Origin of the sequence: Catenulispora acidiphila DSM 44928 (assembly GCF_000024025.1) — a bacterium.
Taxonomy (GTDB): domain Bacteria; phylum Actinomycetota; class Actinomycetes; order Streptomycetales; family Catenulisporaceae; genus Catenulispora; species Catenulispora acidiphila.
Genome location: NC_013131.1, coordinates 1,994,333 through 2,008,886, shown reverse-complemented (window position 1 = coordinate 2,008,886; position 14,554 = coordinate 1,994,333). Strand labels below are relative to the sequence as shown.

Genomic DNA, 14,554 nt, shown 5'->3' with positions numbered 1-14,554 from the left:
GCGGGAACCTCCCGGCGCGAGCGGACTCCGGTCCGCGCCTCGGCGCCCGCCGCCCTCAACGCGCGTTCCGGGCGCCGGCCTCGGTGACCACGTCGGTCAGCGCGCGGGCGAAGGACAGCGTCTCGGCCACGGCGTCGGCGCCGTCGGCCTCGGCGGAGACCCGGATCATCACGTCGTCGGCGGTGGCGGTGCCGGTGTAGCCGTGGTCGGCGTCGCAGTGCGGGTCGCCGCAGTTGGCCGGCTCCAGGTCCAGGCGGCTCACCACGCCCCAGCCGATGGTGAGGACCACCTCGCGCGGCGGGGTGCCGGGCTTGTGGTTCGCCGGGTCCTCCACGACCCGGCTGACCACGACCGAGGAGATGCGGTGCAGCGGCACGGTCTCGGTGGAGGTGGTGGCGTACGCCTTCGCCCCGGCGGCGGACTCCGGCGAGCCGGGCGGAACCGGCGCCATCGGGTCGTCGGAGCCGTATTCGTCGGTGTGCCCGGCGATCAGCCGGGTCGGGGTCACAGCCAACACCGTGACGTGCCTTCGCACCTCGTCGGCGTCGAAGGTCGTCTCCTGGTGCACGAGATGGCCGAGCACCCCCTCGGACCCGACCGCGTCCTGGACCGCCTCGGCCACCAGCGCGGGGTAGTACCCGCTGCGCTCGATGGCGGCGATCAGGTCGCCGTGGGCGGGACGGGCTGACGAGGGCGGCTGCGAGTTGGGCATGAGTCCATCCTGACACTTGCGGGCCCGGGTGCGGGCCTGTTGCCCCACGGAAGCATGACTTACGGGGGTGTTATCGCCCGATTACGGGGGTCGATCGCTGAGGGCGGACACCACCGTGCGGGGCGCCGCCGCCGCAGGGACCGTCCGATGATTCGCCCTCGGTGCGCCGAGGTGTCTGAACGACGCGCAACAATAGGGCGTCACCCGCATCGCCGCGCGAGAAGCAGGAGCCGCACGAAGATGGCACGCCGCAGCACCACCCCCGAGCCCGACGAGGACTTCGAAGAGCGCATCATCGACATCGACGTCGCTGACGAGCTCTCCGACTCGTACCGGGAGTACGCGTACTCGGTCATCTACTCGCGCGCTCTGCCCGACGCGCGGGACGGGCTCAAGCCGGTGCACCGCCGGATCCTGTTCCAGATGAACGACATGGGCCTGCGACCGGATCGCGGCTACGTCAAGAGCGCCCGCGTCGTCGGCGACGTGATGGGCAAGCTCCACCCGCACTCCGACACCGCGATCTACGACTCGCTGGTGCGCATGGCCCAGTCCTGGGCGATGCGCATCCCGCTGGTCGACGGCCACGGCAACTTCGGCTCCCTCGGCGGCGACGACCCGCCGGCGGCCATGCGCTACACCGAGGCCCGCCTGTCGCCCGCGGCGATGATAATGACCGACTCCATCGACGAGGACACGGTCGAGTTCGGGCCGAACTACGACGGCCAGGAGCAAGAGCCCCAGGTCCTGCCCTCGGCGTTCCCGAACCTGCTGGTCAACGGCGCCGCCGGGATCGCGGTCGGGATGGCGACCAACATGGCGCCGCACAACCTCGGCGAGGTCGTGGCCGCCGCCCGGCACCTGATCAAGCACCCGAACGCCACCCTGGACGACCTGATGCGGTTCGTCCCGGGCCCGGACCTGCCCACCGGCGGCCAGATCATCGGCGAGCAGGGCATCCGCGACGCCTACGAGACCGGCCGCGGCGTGTTCAAGATGCGCGCCACCGCCAAGATCGAGAAGGTCACCGCGCGCCGCGAGGGCATCGTGGTCACCGAGCTGCCCTTCAACACCGGCCCGGAGAAGGTCATCTCCAAGGTCAAGGAGCTGGTGCAGGCCAAGAAGCTGCAGGGCATCACCGACCTGAAGGACCTGTCCGACCGGTTCAACGGCCTGAAGCTGGTCATCGAGATCAAGGCCGGGTTCAACCCCGAGGCGGTCCTGGAGCAGCTGTACAAGCTGACGCCGATGGAGGAGTCCTTCGGCATCAACAACGTCGCCCTGGTCGACGGCCAGCCGCTGACGCTGGGCCTGAAGGAGCTGCTGGAGGTCTACCTCGACCACCGCTTCGAGGTGGTCCGGCGCCGCACCGAGTTCCGCCGCACCAAGCGCGTGGACCGGCTGCACCTGGTCGAGGGCCTGCTGATCGCGCTGGTCGACATCGACCGGGTGATCCGCATCATCCGGGAGTCCGACGACGCCGCGGCGGCCAAGGAAAACCTGATGGCGGCGCTCGCGCTGTCGGACAAGCAGGCCACGTACATCCTGGACACCCCGCTGCGCCGCCTGACCCGGTTCGACTCCCTGGAACTGGAGTCCGAGCGGGACAAGCTGACCGGCGAGATCAGGGACCTGACGGCGATCCTGGAGTCCGACACCCTGCTGCGCAAGGTGGTCTCCGACGAGCTGGCCGCCATCTCCAAGCAGTTCGCCACGCCGCGCCGCAGCGTGCTGGTCGAGGGCGCGCTGCCGGTGTTCGAGGCCCGGCCGCTGGAGATCAGCGACGACCCGGTGGTGGTCCTGCTCTCGGCGACCGGCCTGCTGGCCCGCACCGCCTCCGGCGCCACCAAGATCGGCTCCGGCGGGGAGCGCGGCAAGAACGACGCCGTCGCCTCGGTCGTGACCTCGACGATAAGAGGCGAGGTCGGCGCGGTGACCACGGCCGGCCGGCTGATCCGGTTCCCGGTGATCGACCTGCCGGTGCTGCCGGAGTCCGCGGCGAAGGCGGCGCCGAGCCTGGCCGGCGGCGCCCCGGTGTCGGAGTTCGTCCGCCTGGAGGAGGACGAGCGCGTCCTGTGCCTGTGCTCGCTGAACCCCGAGTCCCCCGGGCTCGCGCTGGGCACGGTCCAGGGCGTGGTCAAGCGGGTGGTCCCGGACTATCCGAGGAACCGTGACACCTTCGAGGTGATCACGCTCAAGGACGGCGACAGCCTGGCCGGCGCCACGGAACTGCGCACCGGCGAGGAAGAGCTGGTCTTCATCACCGACGACGCGCAGCTGCTGAAGTACTCCGCCTCGCTGGTCCGCCCGCAGGGCTGCCCGGCCGGCGGCATGGCCGGCATCACGCTCAGCGATGACGCCTCGGTGATCTTCTTCGGCGCGGTCGACCCCGGGCACGACGGTCTGATCGTCTCGATGGCCGGCTCGGACGACGCCCTGGTCGAGGCCGCGACCACGATGAAGGCCACGCCCTACGCGCTGTACCCGACCAAGGGCCGGGCCACCGGCGGCGTCCGCTGCCAGCGCTTCCTGAAGGGCGAGCACCGGCTGGTCGCCGCGTGGGCGGTGAACGCGCCGGTGTACGCCTGCACCGAGAACGGCACGCCGGTCGCGCTGCCCGCGGTGGACGACCGGCGCGACGGCTCCGGCGGTCCGGTGGAGTCGCCGATCGGCTTCGTGACCAGCCCGGCGGTGCTCAAGTAGCCGCCGGACCGGGATCGGGATCGCTTGCGCGCTGTGGCCGCCACGATTGTGGCGGCCACAGCCGCGTCAGCCCCCGAAGATCGCGACCGGATCGCCGGTGAACCAGGTGTTCTCGATCCGCATCCGCCGGATCAGCCACCGGGACCCCTCGCGCACCAGCTCGACGGAGTAAGGGTTCTTCAGCAGCGCGAACGTGCCGTGGTCGGCCGTCAGCAGGTGCTGCGCCTCGACCAGGGCGGTGGCGTGCGCGGTGTCGCCGTCGACGACCGCGCGCACGTTCGTGACCTGGTGCGTGGTGTCCACCCGGCCGGCGAACCCGGTCAGGATCGTGGTGACGATGGTGTCGCGCCCGACCATCAGCGGCGGCGCGCCGCCCCACTTCGCCGCCGCCGGGCGGAAGTCGAGTTCGGCGTCCTCGGTCCAGGCGGAGGCGAACAGCTCCGCGTCCTGGGTGTCCTGGCCGAGGCCGAAACGGTAGAGCGCGTCGGCGATTTCCAGCCGGTCGCGGAGGTCGGTGATCGTGGGTTCCATACCGCCATCGTCGGCCGCCGCGCCGGGCCGACCAAGGTCGTTGTGTGACACGATCGGTAAGTCACACTTACCGATCGGATCTGACGAGCCATGTTGGAACGCCACGAGCTGGACGCCTTCCTCACGCTGGCCGAGCAGCTGCACTTCGGCCGCACCGCCGAGCTGCTGACCGTCTCCCCGGCCCGCGTCAGCCAGACGATCGCGAAGCTGGAGCGCCGTATCGGCGTGCGCCTCTTCCATCGCACGAGCCGCCGGGTCGAGCTGACCGCGGCGGGCCGGGAGCTGTACGCCGAACTGCGTCCGGCCTGGACCGCGATCACCGAGGCGGTCGCGCGGGCGACCGAGGCCGGCCGGGGCGTCACCGGGACGCTGCGCGCGGCGTTCGTCGGAGCCGCCGGCGGCCAGCTGCTCGTCGGGGCGGCGGAGGCGTTCGGCAAGAGCTTCCCGGACTGCGAGGTCGTGGTCCGCGAGGCGCAGTTCGGCGACGTCGGACCGTGGCTGGCGAACGACGAGGTCGACGTGGTGCTGAGCACCCGCGAGACGGACGTGCCGGGCACGGTTCAGGGCGCGACGCTGGTAAGCGAGGCGCGGATGCTCGCCGTGGCGCTGGGGCATCCCTTCGCGCGCCGTCAGACGGTCTCGCTGGCGGACGTGGCCCGCACGACGCCTGTCGAGGCGCAGGCGACGCTCCAGGAGACGCTGACGCTCGTGGGAGCGGGACGCGGGGTGGCGGAGGTCGGCGCGCAGACCCGGCGCTACTACCCGAGGCCTGATGTGGTGTATGTCCCGATCAGCGACGCGCCGCCGGTGCGGTGGTGCCTGCTGTGGCACGAGGACCGCGAGACGGCGCGGGTGCGGGCCTTCGACCACGTCTTGGACGAGCTGGTGCGCTCGGCGCGCTGACAGGGCACAGTGGCGGAAGCACCGCCGTCCCGCGGCCTTCAGGCACGCGGCGGGAGTCTCGCCGGTCCCGTGTGTGGCGGGACCGGAGTCCCGTCGGACGGCGGTGCTCCCTCGGCGGTGGCACGGATGGTTGCCACGGCCGGGCCCGGCCCACGCCTCGGGGTTGGCCGAGGGGTCCGGGGGTCTGTGGGTTCGTGGGTTCGTGGGTTCGTGGGTCTGAGGATCTGAGGATCTGAAGTTTTCGAGCCTGCGGCTGGAAGTCGGCGAGCCGGGGTCTGCGAACCCGAGCGCTGCGAACCCCTAGGCCGGCAGCTCCGCCGACGCGCCGACGCCCGCGCCCCCGACGCCCGCGCCCTCGGCGTCGGAGTCCGCGAGCAGCCGGCCGTCGCCGACCGTGATGACCCGGTCGGCGAGCTCCATCATCAGCGGGTCGTGCGTGGCCACCAGCGCGGTCACGTTCTCCGCGGCGACGACGGCGCGCAGCAGCCGCATCACCGCGCGGCCGGTCTCGGAGTCCAGCTGCCCGGTGGGCTCGTCGGCGATCAGGACCCGCGGCGAGTTGGCCAGCGCCCGGGCCAGCGCCACCCGCTGCTGCTGGCCGCCGGACATCTCCCCGGGGCGCTGCTTGGTGTGCCCGCCGAGCCCGACCATGTTCAGCAGCAACTCCACGCGCTCCTCGCGCTCGGCGACCGGCGTGCGGCGCAGGCGCAGCGGGATGCCGACGTTCTCCGCCGCCGACAGGATCGGGATCAGCGCGAAAGATTGGAAGACGAACCCGAACAAGTCGCGGCGCAGCGCCGCCAGCTCCTTCTCCCCCAGGTTGCGCCCCGGTCCGGCGAGCTGCTTGCCGTTCACCGCGATGCGGCCGGCGTCGGGCTTGTCCAGGCCGCCGATCAGGTTCAGCAGCGTGGTCTTGCCGGAGCCGGAGCGGCCGACGACGGCGCACAGCTGCCCCTCGGGGACCGTGAACGACACGTCCTCGACGGCGTGCACGGCGTTCTCCCCGGCGCCGAACGTCCGGCGCAGTCCCTCGACCTCGATCATGTCCCCCACCGGACTACGCCCTCTCGCCCACGGAACCTGCGGCACCATCAGAGCCCTGCGCCAGATCCGGCCAGACCCCGATGTGATCAGGGTTCTTCGCCAGCCGGACCCGGTCCTTCATCCGCAGCGCGTCCACGTACTCCTTCGGCAACTGCACGCGGCCGGCGCGGTCCAGGACCGCGAACTGCTCGGCCCGCGCGCCCTCGTCGCCGCGCCGCAGGACCTCGCTCGAGGTGCGGCCGTCGCGGATCTCCACGGTGCGCTGGACCTGGTCGGTCACCTCGTGGTCGTGCGTGACCACCACGATGCTGACGCCCAGCTCCTCGTTCGCGGTGCGCAGCGCGTCGAAGACCTGCTGGCTGGTCGCGGAGTCCAGCTCGCCGGTCGGCTCGTCGGCGAACACCACCTCGGGGTCGTTGGCCAGCGCCACCGCGATCGAGACCCGCTGCTGCTCGCCGCCGGACATCTGCCCGGGGCGGCGCCCGGCGCAGTGGCCGACGCCCAGCAGGTCCAGCAGCTCCCCGGAGCGGCGCCGCGCGTACTTGCGCTTCTTGCCGGCGAAGCCCATCGGCAGCGCCACGTTGTCGGCGGCGTTGAGGTAGGGCAGCAGGTTGCGCGCCGTCTGCTGCCAGATGAAGCCGACCGTCGAGCGCCGGTAGCGCAGCCGGTCCCGGCTCTTCATGGTGAGCAGGTCATAGCCGCCGACCCTGGCGACGCCGGCGGTCGGGGTGTCGAGCCCGGACAGGATGTTCAGCAGCGTGGACTTGCCGCTGCCGGAGGCGCCGACGATCGCGACCAGCTCCCCGGCGCGCACCAGCAGGTCCAGACCCTGCAGAGCCTGGACCTCGATGCCGTCGGTCTTGTAGATGCGGACCAGGTTGTCGCAGACGATCTTGGCGTCCTCGCCGTAGATCTCTTTCGGCCGCCCGGCGGCGAACTCAAGCTCCTGAAGGGTGCTCATGAGCGTTAGGACGAGCCGCCCCGCTCTGGGCGTTGCGGTCGTTACGGAACGGTGACCATCCGGAGGGATGCGCGCCGACGGTGTCCGGCAGCCAGCCGGGCTCGCCGATCAGACCCTTGTGGATCGTGCCGCGGACCTGGTGCCGCGAGGGCCCTTCGGAACTGCGCAGCCAGCCGCGCATGATGTGGATGTCCGGGACCTCGCGCTGGCACCAGGCGACGATCGAGTCCAGCACCGCGTTGCGCTGGCCGCTGACCCGCATCATCCGCGGGAAGGAGGCCGGGAAGGTGACCGCGTTCTTCAGGTCGCTGACGGCGCCGTGCGCCAGGTTGGAGGCCGTGCTGGCGCGGTCGTGGCTCGGCGGCCAGGGCGCGCCGAGCTTCAGACCCTCGGTCTCCGGCTCGCCGAGCAGGACGACGTCCACGGTCCGGCCGTCGTCGGCGCCGAAGCTGATGCGGCCGGCACGGGCCCAGACGTACAGCCGGGTCAGCGGCAGGTCGCGGACCAGCGCGCCGGAGCCCTCGCGCCAGCGGACCAGCTGCATCCGCCCGGGCGCCGAGCTGTCCCAGTCCTCGCGGGCCACGGTGCGCAGGGCGCAGACCTCGTGGCCGTGGACGGCGGGGAAGCCGTAGCGGCGGGCTTCGGGCGCGGCGTGGGCTGCGGGCTTGTCAGGATCAGTGGACTCCGCGGACTCCGTGGCCTCGGCGGCCTCGGCGGGCTGTCGGCTGTCGGTCATGGTGCGCACCTCACTCCTCGGAGCACCCCCGAACTCTCTCGCCACCACCATCGTGAACCCGACAGTCCCCAAAAGCGACCGGTGTGGAGGGTGCGCGCGGAGCGTTAGGGTCGGACCCATGCGCGACGACCAACTTCCGTCACCCCAGCCCCACGCGTGTTCGGTCCTCTCCCGCGAGCTGGACGAACCGCTGGCCGGGACGGGTGCGGTGGCCGGCGCGTGGCTGCTGGCGGAGCAGCCCGGGCCGTGGGGGCGCACGGCGGTCACCGCCAGCCGCCTGGACCCGGCGCTGGGCGCCGAGCTGGAGGGCCGCACGGCCGGGACCGCGGTCCGGTTGGCGCTGATCCGCCGGGTGGAGGACCACCACGACCACGAGCCGCCGCACCGCCGCTGGTACGCCGCCTCGACGCATCCGCGACGGACGTGGCTGGCGACCGGGGTGGTCGCGTATCCGACCGACCTGCTGAAGATCGACTTCGCGGCGCTGGGCGCGGGCGACCGCCGCGCGGTGGCGGGGCTGGAGCACGAGTTCGTCGACGCGCCGCTGCTCGGGGTGTGTACGAACGGCAAGCGGGACGCTTGCTGCGCGACGCTGGGGCGGCGGGTGGCGGTGGCTGTTGAGGCGGCTGAGGAGGCCGCGGAGGCTCTGGACGTGGTGGCGGCGCCCGAGGCCGAACAAGAGATCCCCGCCGTTTGGGAGATCACACACCTCGGCGGGCACCGGTTCGCGCCGACGGCCGTGGTGCTGCCGTCCGGGTACTCCTACGGCCGGCTGGACGCCGCCTCGGCCACCCGGGTGCTGGCCGACGCGCGGCAGGGGCGGATGGCGGTGCGGGGGTGCCGGGGGCGGTCGACGTGGTCGCGGGCCGGGCAGGTCGCCGAGCTGGCGGTGCGGTCGGCGCTGGACGAGGCGGCGGAGAGCGCGCTGGACGTGGTCGCGGTGACGCAGACCGCGCCGGATCCGGAGCCGGCGTGGACGGCGGTCGTCGAGCACGAAGACGGCCGCGCGTACGAGGTGTCGGTCCGGGGCGCGTACGCGCCGGTGCCGCGTCCGGAGAGCTGCGGAAAGGCTGACGGCACACCGCTGGAGCTGCGAGTGGACGCCGTCGATAAGATCCGTTGATATGAGCGATGTGCCGCTGACCGGAGTCAAGAACGCACGCGACATCGGGGGGATCTCGACGGACTCGGGCGCGGTGGTGCAGCCATTGCGCCTGTTGCGCACCGCGCGCCTGAACCGCCCGACCGACGCCGACCTCGCCTGGCTGGCCTCGATCGGGCTGCGGACGGTGGTGGACCTGCGCCAGCACTTCGAGATCGTGGCGTGGCCGGACCAGCTCGGCGACCTGCCGGTCGAGCGCGTCAACGTCGCACCGAGCCTGGACAGCGAGGGCGCCGGAACGTTCTTCGAGCTGTACCTGGCCTGGCTGGACGAGAGCGGGCACGCCTTCGCCGACGCCGTCCACGCCCTGGCCAAGCCCGGCGCGCTGCCGGCACTGGTGCACTGCACGGCGGGCAAGGACCGGACCGGCGTGCTGGTGGCGCTGGTGCTGGACGTGCTGGGCGTCGGGGAGAAGGCGATCGTCGCGGACTACCTGATCTCGAACGAGCGGCTCACGACCGATCCGGGGGACATCACCTTCCAGCACCCGATCAGCGAGGACCTGATCTCGGGCTCGCTGGCCCACGTGCGGGCGCGATACGGCAGCGCCGAGGGGTACTTACTGGCGCACGGGGTGAGCGACGAGGAGATCGCGGCACTGCGGGAGGCTTTGCTGGGCGAGGGTTAGGGGTTTCCCCCGCCTTTCTCAGTCCTCGAAGAACTCGGCGAGGTGCAGGTCGATCGCGATGAGCCCATCGTCACCGGCCGCGACGAGCAGCCCGTCACCCGCGAGTGCCAGCGCCTTCGGCGCCCAGCCGAGCGGAATGGGCCGCCCGGTCCGTGCCTCGCCGAGATCCCACACGGTCACGCAGCCGTCGGCCCACGCGACGGCGGCGACCGGACCCACTTCCGTCATCGCGGCGGTGACGGCCGTGACGGGCACGCCGCGATCCTCCACCGGCAGCAGGCTGGCGTCGGCGGGCACGGCCCAGAGCCGGAACGTGCCGTCCTGACCACCGGAGAGCGCGAACAGCACGTCCATATCGGGCATCCAGATGGCCGCAACCGCAGTCACCACACCGGAATGCTGGTCCTCCGGATCGGCGATCAGCTCCTCGGTATCGACGTCCCAGACATGCACCCGACCATCCCCGGCACCGAAAACCAACGCATCCCGCGCCACCGCAACCGCGGTCACCACGGTGTCGGGCAGCACATCCCGCACCGCCGCCACCGCCCCCCGCGGCGCAGTCGGACCCAGCGCAGCCAACCGACGACTCGAATCAGTCAGCACCAAACTCGGCGAAGCATCCACCACAGCCGCAGCCCGAGCCTTCACCATCACCGGCGAAGCAGGCCGCCCCACAATCCGCCCACTCCGAGGATCCAACCGATAAGCCCGCGCCAAATCATCAATGGCCACCAACACCTCCGCCGGCGTCGGCTCCGGATCAGGCAACCAAGCCCCAGCCGCCGAACCCGCGACCGGCGCCACCAGAACCCCAGAACCAGCACGCCCACCCCGACCCTGCGCAGCGGACTCAAGCACCGCCTCAGCCAACTCAGCAGCAGCCGCCGCCAGCTCAGCAGCCAACCCACCCCCACCCGGAAGCGGCACGGCTATCGTCGGCTCAACGGCGGAAGACGGGGAAGCAGCGGAAGCCGAGGCGGCACCGCCATCCTGCGAGCCGGCAACAGCAGAAGTCGGCACGGTGGCAGCCTGCGCACTAGCAGCATTACCGGCAGCAATCGGCGAGCCAGCGCCAGCATGCGCACCGGCCATCGGCGAGCCAGCAGCGCCCTGCGACCCAGCACCAGCACGCTCACCGCCAGCCAGCCCAGCGGCGACCGGCGAGCCGGCAGCACCAGCTTGCGCGGCGGCAATCTGCGAACCAGCATCACCAGCCGCGTCCTGCGACCCAGCACCAGCGTGCCCGGCAGCGCTCGGCGAGCCGGCACCAGCCTGCGCTCCAGCAGCGCCCGCCATGTTCGCGGCGATCGCCATGTCGGCGGCGCCGGCTGTCCCCGGCACTGCGGCGACCGGTGCTCCTGGAACGATCGCCTGCGTCGCCGGGCCTGCTGCCGCCACCGCCAGTGCGGCCACTGGTCCTGGCCAGGGTGTGGGGCGGGGGGTGTCGGGTGGGAGGGGGCGCCAGCCGGCCCAGCGGGTGAGCCAGGGGATGGGGTCGCCTACTGGGGCGCCGTCGGAGGGGCGGGTGCCTCGGGTGTAGGGGGCTACGGCTTCGGCGAGGGTGTGGTCGCCTACTGCTAGGGCGGCGCCGTGGAGGATGGCGGCGCGTTCGGGGACGGTGGTGGAGTTGGTGAGGGCTTGGCCGGCTACTCGCCAGGCGGCTCGGGTGCCGGGGGCTACGGCGGTGCCGAGGGCGTCGATGGCGGTGGAGAGGGCCGGTTGCTGGACCAGGACCAGGTTGGCCGGCTCCAGGACGATCTGGTCGGCGATGCCTTCGCGGAATGCCACGTCGAAGGGGACGGCGGCCAGCTTCCAGGGGCGTTCGTCGCTGGCGGCGAGGAGGCCTGCGTGGCGGGTGGAGGCCAGGCTGAGGATCTCGCGGGCCTTGGTGGGGTTCGGGTACGCCTGGGGGGCTGCCGCGCCGCCGGAGGGGACCAGGTCGTCGAGCCACGCGGCGAATTCGGCGCGGTCGGTCCAGCGGGGTTCGGCGAGGTCTATGACGGTCGCCGAGGTGTCGGCGCGGGAGGCGGCGTCCGCCACGTCCGTGTGCGCCGACTCCACGATCAGCCGGACGCCCGAGACCGCCAGCAGCGGCGCCAGCAGTTCGACCACCACCGCCTGGCGCGACGAGCCGTCGCGGAGGTGGCCGGCGAGGTCGAGTTCGGAGATCAGGATCGTGACGCGCGACCAGAGGCCGGCTTCGCCAACCGGGTCGGTGACGCTCGCCGACAGATCCCACGTCGCCGATCGGCTTCCGGGAACTCTGACGCGAGCTCCGGGATGATCGCTGTGACTGTCTGATCGAGGAGCTCCGGCGCCGGGATGGTCGCTGCGGCTATCGGGATCGTCGCTGCGGCTATCTGATCCGGCAGAATCCGAGCCTGCGGCATCAGATCTGGCGCCCCCCGCGTCCCGCGAACCGCGGTCCCCGCGCGCTGCACTCGAGCCCTGATCCGCGTCGGCGATCCCCCTCAGCCCGTCAGCCGCGACCCCGTCGGCGACCCCCGGCCCGAACCCGGACCCGCCGGACCCGCCGGACCCGCCGAGCCCGCCGCCCGAACTCCCCGACTCCGCGCCGGCCTTCGCCTCGCTTCCGCGCAGCCGGGCGGCGATCGCCGTCGCGAGCCCTCGCGCGTCGCCGACGGTCACGCCGAGCTGGCCGGCCAGCTGCCAGGCGAGCACTCGCGGGGTCAGCCCGCGGGCGGAGACCCAGGCGAAGCGCTCGTCGTCGGCGGCTTCGGCCAGGACCGCGAGTTCCGAGGCGGCCCAGGCCAGGGTGAAGGTCTTGCCGGCGCCGCGCGGGCCGGTGACCAGCAGCAGGCGCGGCGTGCTCGCGGGGGCGGGGGCGGAGGCGGAAGCCGAGGAGGCGGGTGCCTCCGGCGCGGTCAGCCAGCCCACCACCGCGCGGCAGACGCCGGCGCGCCCGGCGGGCAGCACCGTGCTCGGCGCCGCCGGCCCCCCGCCCGCCGCCATCGCTTAGGCGTCGATCCGGGATCGGTCCAGGACCGCCGCGGAGTTGATGATGAACTCCCGGCGTGGCGCCACGTCGTTGCCCATCAGCAGGTCGAAGGCCTTGTCCGCGGACTCCCCGTCGGCCACCGTGATGCGCCGCAGGGTGCGGTGGCGCGGGTCCATGGTGGTCTCGGCCAGCTGGTCGGCGTCCATCTCGCCGAGGCCCTTGTAGCGCTGGATCGGCTCCTTGATCCGCTTGCCCTTCTTCAGCAGCTCGGCGACCGTGCGGCGCATCTCGTTGTCCGAGTAGGTGTAGATGAACTCGTTCTTCGCCCGGCCCGCGCCGATCACCTCGATCCGGTGCAGCGGCGGCACGGCGGCGTAGACGCGCCCGGCCTCCAGCATCGGCCGCATGTACCGGTGGAACAGGGTCAGCAGCAGGCAGCGGATGTGCGAGCCGTCGACGTCGGCGTCGGCCATCAGGATCACCTTGCCGTAGCGCGCCTGGTCGATGTCGAACGAGCGGCCCGAGCCGGCGCCGACGACCTGGATGATGGCCGCGCATTCGGTGTTCTTCAGCATGTCGGCGATCGAGGACTTCTGGACGTTCAGGATCTTGCCGCGGATCGGCAGCAGCGCCTGGAACTCCGAGTTGCGCGCGGCCTTGGCCGAGCCCATCGCCGAGTCCCCCTCGATGATGAACATCTCGGAGCGGTCCACGTCGTCGGAGCGGCAGTCGGCCAGCTTGGCCGGCAGCGCGGAGGTCTCCAGCGCGTTCTTGCGGCGCTGCGCCTCCTTGTGCTGCCGGGCGGTGATCCGGGTCCGGGCGGCGTTGGCGATCTTCTCCAGCACGCCGCGCGCCATCGGCTTGTCGTTGCGCTTGGCGGAGGTCAGGAACTCCTTGAAGGCGTTGTCCACGACCCGGGTCACGATCCGGTTCGCCGCCGGGGTCCCCAGGACCTCCTTGGTCTGGCCCTCGAACTGCGGCTCGGCCAGCCGGACGGTGACCACCGCGGTCAGCCCCTCGAAGACGTCCTCGCGGATCACGTCGTCGTCGTTGACCTTCAGCAGCTTGGTCGCCCGCAGCTGCTCGTTCGCCGCCTTCAGCAGCCCCTTGCCGAAACCGACCAGGTGCGTGCCGCCCTTGGGGGTGGCGATGATGTTCACGAACGAGCGGATCACCGTGTCGTACTCGGTCCCCCAGCGCAGCGCCACGTCCACGAACAGCTCGCGCTCGATGTCCGCCGGGGTCATGTGCCCCTGCTCGTCGAGCACCGGCACGGTCTCGGTGAACTTGCCCGAGCCGGTGAAGCGCAGGGTGTCGGTGATCGGGCGGTCCGGGGCGAGGAACTCCACGAACTCCGAGATGCCGCCGGCGTAGGAGAAGATCTCCTCGTCCTGCTTGCCGTCCCGCTCGTCCACGACCCGGATCGTCAACCCGGGCACCAGGAACGCGGTCTGCCGGGCCCGCGCGTGCAGGTCCTCCAGGACGAACTCGGCGTCCTTGAGGAAGATCTGCCGGTCCGGCCAGAAGCGGGTGCGGGTACCGGTCGGCGCGGCTCGCCGGCCGTCGGCCGATTTGGGTACGAGCGCGCGGGAGACCTTGCCGACCTTGCGCAGCCCGGACTCGGCCTTGAACTTCGCCTCCGGGCCCTCGTCGGCGAACACCCCGGGGATGCCCCGCTGGAACGACATGGCGTGCACGGTCCCGGCCCGGTCGACCTCCATGTCCACGCGCGAGCTCAGCGCGTTCACCACCGAGGCGCCGACGCCGTGCAGACCGCCGGAGGCGGCGTAGGAGCCGCCGCCGAACTTGCCGCCGGCGTGCAGCATCGTCATGACGACCTCGACGCCGGACAGGCCGGTCTTGGGCTCCACGTCCACCGGGATCCCGCGGCCGGTGTCCCGGACCTCGGCCGAGCCGTCCTTGTGCAGAATGATCTCGATCTTGTCCCCGAACCCGGCCAGCGCCTCGTCGACCGAGTTGTCGATGATCTCCCACAGGCAGTGCATGAGACCGCGGCCGTCATTGGAGCCGATGTACATGCCGGGCCGCTTGCGGACCGCGTCGAGTCCCTCGAGGACAAGGAGGTGCCGCGCGGTGTAGGAGCCGTCCTTGTCGGCGGACGGCGCGGGCCTTCCTTGGGCACTCACTTGCGGACCTTCCTCTCCCTCGTCGATCGATGACCGACTCTCGTCACTCGAACACAGTTTCGCAT

General features: G+C 72.0%; 11 protein-coding genes. 4 read left to right on the top strand and 7 right to left on the bottom strand.

All coding sequences use genetic code 11. From position 1 onward, the window contains the following. Nucleotides 1-55 precede the first annotated feature (55 nt). Nucleotides 56-712: a DUF5998 family protein gene (locus CACI_RS08840; RefSeq protein ID WP_012785988.1), complete on the bottom strand. Its 657-nt coding sequence runs from the start codon at nt 710-712 to the stop codon at nt 56-58. Nucleotides 713-952: 240 nt separating this feature from the next. Here CACI_RS08840 and CACI_RS08835 point away from each other — a divergent pair, with 240 nt between their 5' ends. Beyond that, on the top strand, nt 953-3,415 hold the full coding sequence (locus CACI_RS08835; protein WP_012785987.1) for a DNA gyrase/topoisomerase IV subunit A: 2,463 nt from the start codon (nt 953-955) through the stop codon (nt 3,413-3,415). Between the two features lie 66 nt (nt 3,416-3,481). Here CACI_RS08835 and CACI_RS08830 read toward each other — a convergent pair whose 3' ends face one another. Then, on the bottom strand, nt 3,482-3,946 hold the full coding sequence (locus CACI_RS08830; protein WP_012785986.1) for a nuclear transport factor 2 family protein: 465 nt from the start codon (nt 3,944-3,946) through the stop codon (nt 3,482-3,484). A gap of 90 nt (nt 3,947-4,036) precedes the next feature. On the opposite strand from CACI_RS08830, the gene CACI_RS08825 reads away from it, so the two are divergent. Continuing rightward, nucleotides 4,037-4,849 (top strand): LysR family transcriptional regulator, encoded by an 813-nt coding sequence (locus tag CACI_RS08825; protein WP_012785985.1) that lies wholly within the window; start codon nt 4,037-4,039, stop codon nt 4,847-4,849. 300 nt (nt 4,850-5,149) lie between these two features. Here CACI_RS08825 and CACI_RS08820 read toward each other — a convergent pair whose 3' ends face one another. Genes CACI_RS08820 through CACI_RS08810 form a run of 3 tightly spaced genes read right to left on the bottom strand, consistent with a single transcriptional unit; the run spans nt 5,150 to nt 7,590 of the window. Next, nucleotides 5,150-5,893 carry an ABC transporter ATP-binding protein gene (locus CACI_RS08820; protein WP_012785984.1) on the bottom strand — a complete coding sequence of 248 codons (744 nt, stop codon included), beginning with the start codon at nt 5,891-5,893 and terminating at the stop codon, nt 5,150-5,152. 13 nt (nt 5,894-5,906) lie between these two features. Further along, nucleotides 5,907-6,854 (bottom strand): ABC transporter ATP-binding protein, encoded by a 948-nt coding sequence (locus CACI_RS08815; protein ID WP_012785983.1) that lies wholly within the window; start codon nt 6,852-6,854, stop codon nt 5,907-5,909. Next, a complete protein-coding gene (locus CACI_RS08810; RefSeq protein ID WP_012785982.1) occupies nt 6,832-7,590 on the bottom strand; it encodes a hypothetical protein in 759 nt (252 codons plus the stop codon). Before CACI_RS08810 ends, CACI_RS08815 begins: the two co-directional genes overlap by 23 nt. A gap of 118 nt (nt 7,591-7,708) precedes the next feature. Between CACI_RS08810 and CACI_RS08805 the strand changes: the two genes are divergently transcribed. After that, entirely contained in the window at nt 7,709-8,713 is a 1,005-nt protein-coding gene (locus CACI_RS08805; protein ID WP_012785981.1) for a sucrase ferredoxin, read from the top strand. A gap of 1 nt (nt 8,714) precedes the next feature. Continuing rightward, nucleotides 8,715-9,380: a tyrosine-protein phosphatase gene (locus tag CACI_RS08800; protein WP_012785980.1), complete on the top strand. Its 666-nt coding sequence runs from the start codon at nt 8,715-8,717 to the stop codon at nt 9,378-9,380. Nucleotides 9,381-9,398: 18 nt separating this feature from the next. On the opposite strand, the gene CACI_RS48980 is transcribed toward CACI_RS08800, so the two are convergent. Both CACI_RS48980 and CACI_RS08790 read right to left on the bottom strand, forming a co-directional pair. Next, complete coding sequence (locus tag CACI_RS48980; RefSeq protein ID WP_012785979.1) at nt 9,399-12,356, bottom strand: WD40 repeat domain-containing protein; 2,958 nt, start codon at nt 12,354-12,356, stop codon at nt 9,399-9,401. A gap of 3 nt (nt 12,357-12,359) precedes the next feature. Next, complete coding sequence (locus CACI_RS08790) at nt 12,360-14,489, bottom strand: DNA gyrase/topoisomerase IV subunit B (RefSeq protein WP_012785978.1); 2,130 nt, start codon at nt 14,487-14,489, stop codon at nt 12,360-12,362. Between the last annotated feature and the right edge of the window lie 65 nt (nt 14,490-14,554).

Coding starts and splice junctions, on each gene's coding strand:
- CACI_RS08840 (WP_012785988.1), bottom strand. CDS start 712: ATGCCCAACTCGCAGCCGCCCTCGTCAGCCCGTCCCGCCCACGGCGAC.
- CACI_RS08835 (WP_012785987.1), top strand. CDS start 953: ATGGCACGCCGCAGCACCACCCCCGAGCCCGACGAGGACTTCGAAGAG.
- CACI_RS08830 (WP_012785986.1), bottom strand. CDS start 3,946: ATGGAACCCACGATCACCGACCTCCGCGACCGGCTGGAAATCGCCGAC.
- CACI_RS08825 (WP_012785985.1), top strand. CDS start 4,037: ATGTTGGAACGCCACGAGCTGGACGCCTTCCTCACGCTGGCCGAGCAG.
- CACI_RS08820 (WP_012785984.1), bottom strand. CDS start 5,893: ATGATCGAGGTCGAGGGACTGCGCCGGACGTTCGGCGCCGGGGAGAAC.
- CACI_RS08815 (WP_012785983.1), bottom strand. CDS start 6,854: ATGAGCACCCTTCAGGAGCTTGAGTTCGCCGCCGGGCGGCCGAAAGAG.
- CACI_RS08810 (WP_012785982.1), bottom strand. CDS start 7,590: ATGACCGACAGCCGACAGCCCGCCGAGGCCGCCGAGGCCACGGAGTCC.
- CACI_RS08805 (WP_012785981.1), top strand. CDS start 7,709: ATGCGCGACGACCAACTTCCGTCACCCCAGCCCCACGCGTGTTCGGTC.
- CACI_RS08800 (WP_012785980.1), top strand. CDS start 8,715: ATGAGCGATGTGCCGCTGACCGGAGTCAAGAACGCACGCGACATCGGG.
- CACI_RS48980 (WP_012785979.1), bottom strand. CDS start 12,356: ATGGCGGCGGGCGGGGGGCCGGCGGCGCCGAGCACGGTGCTGCCCGCC.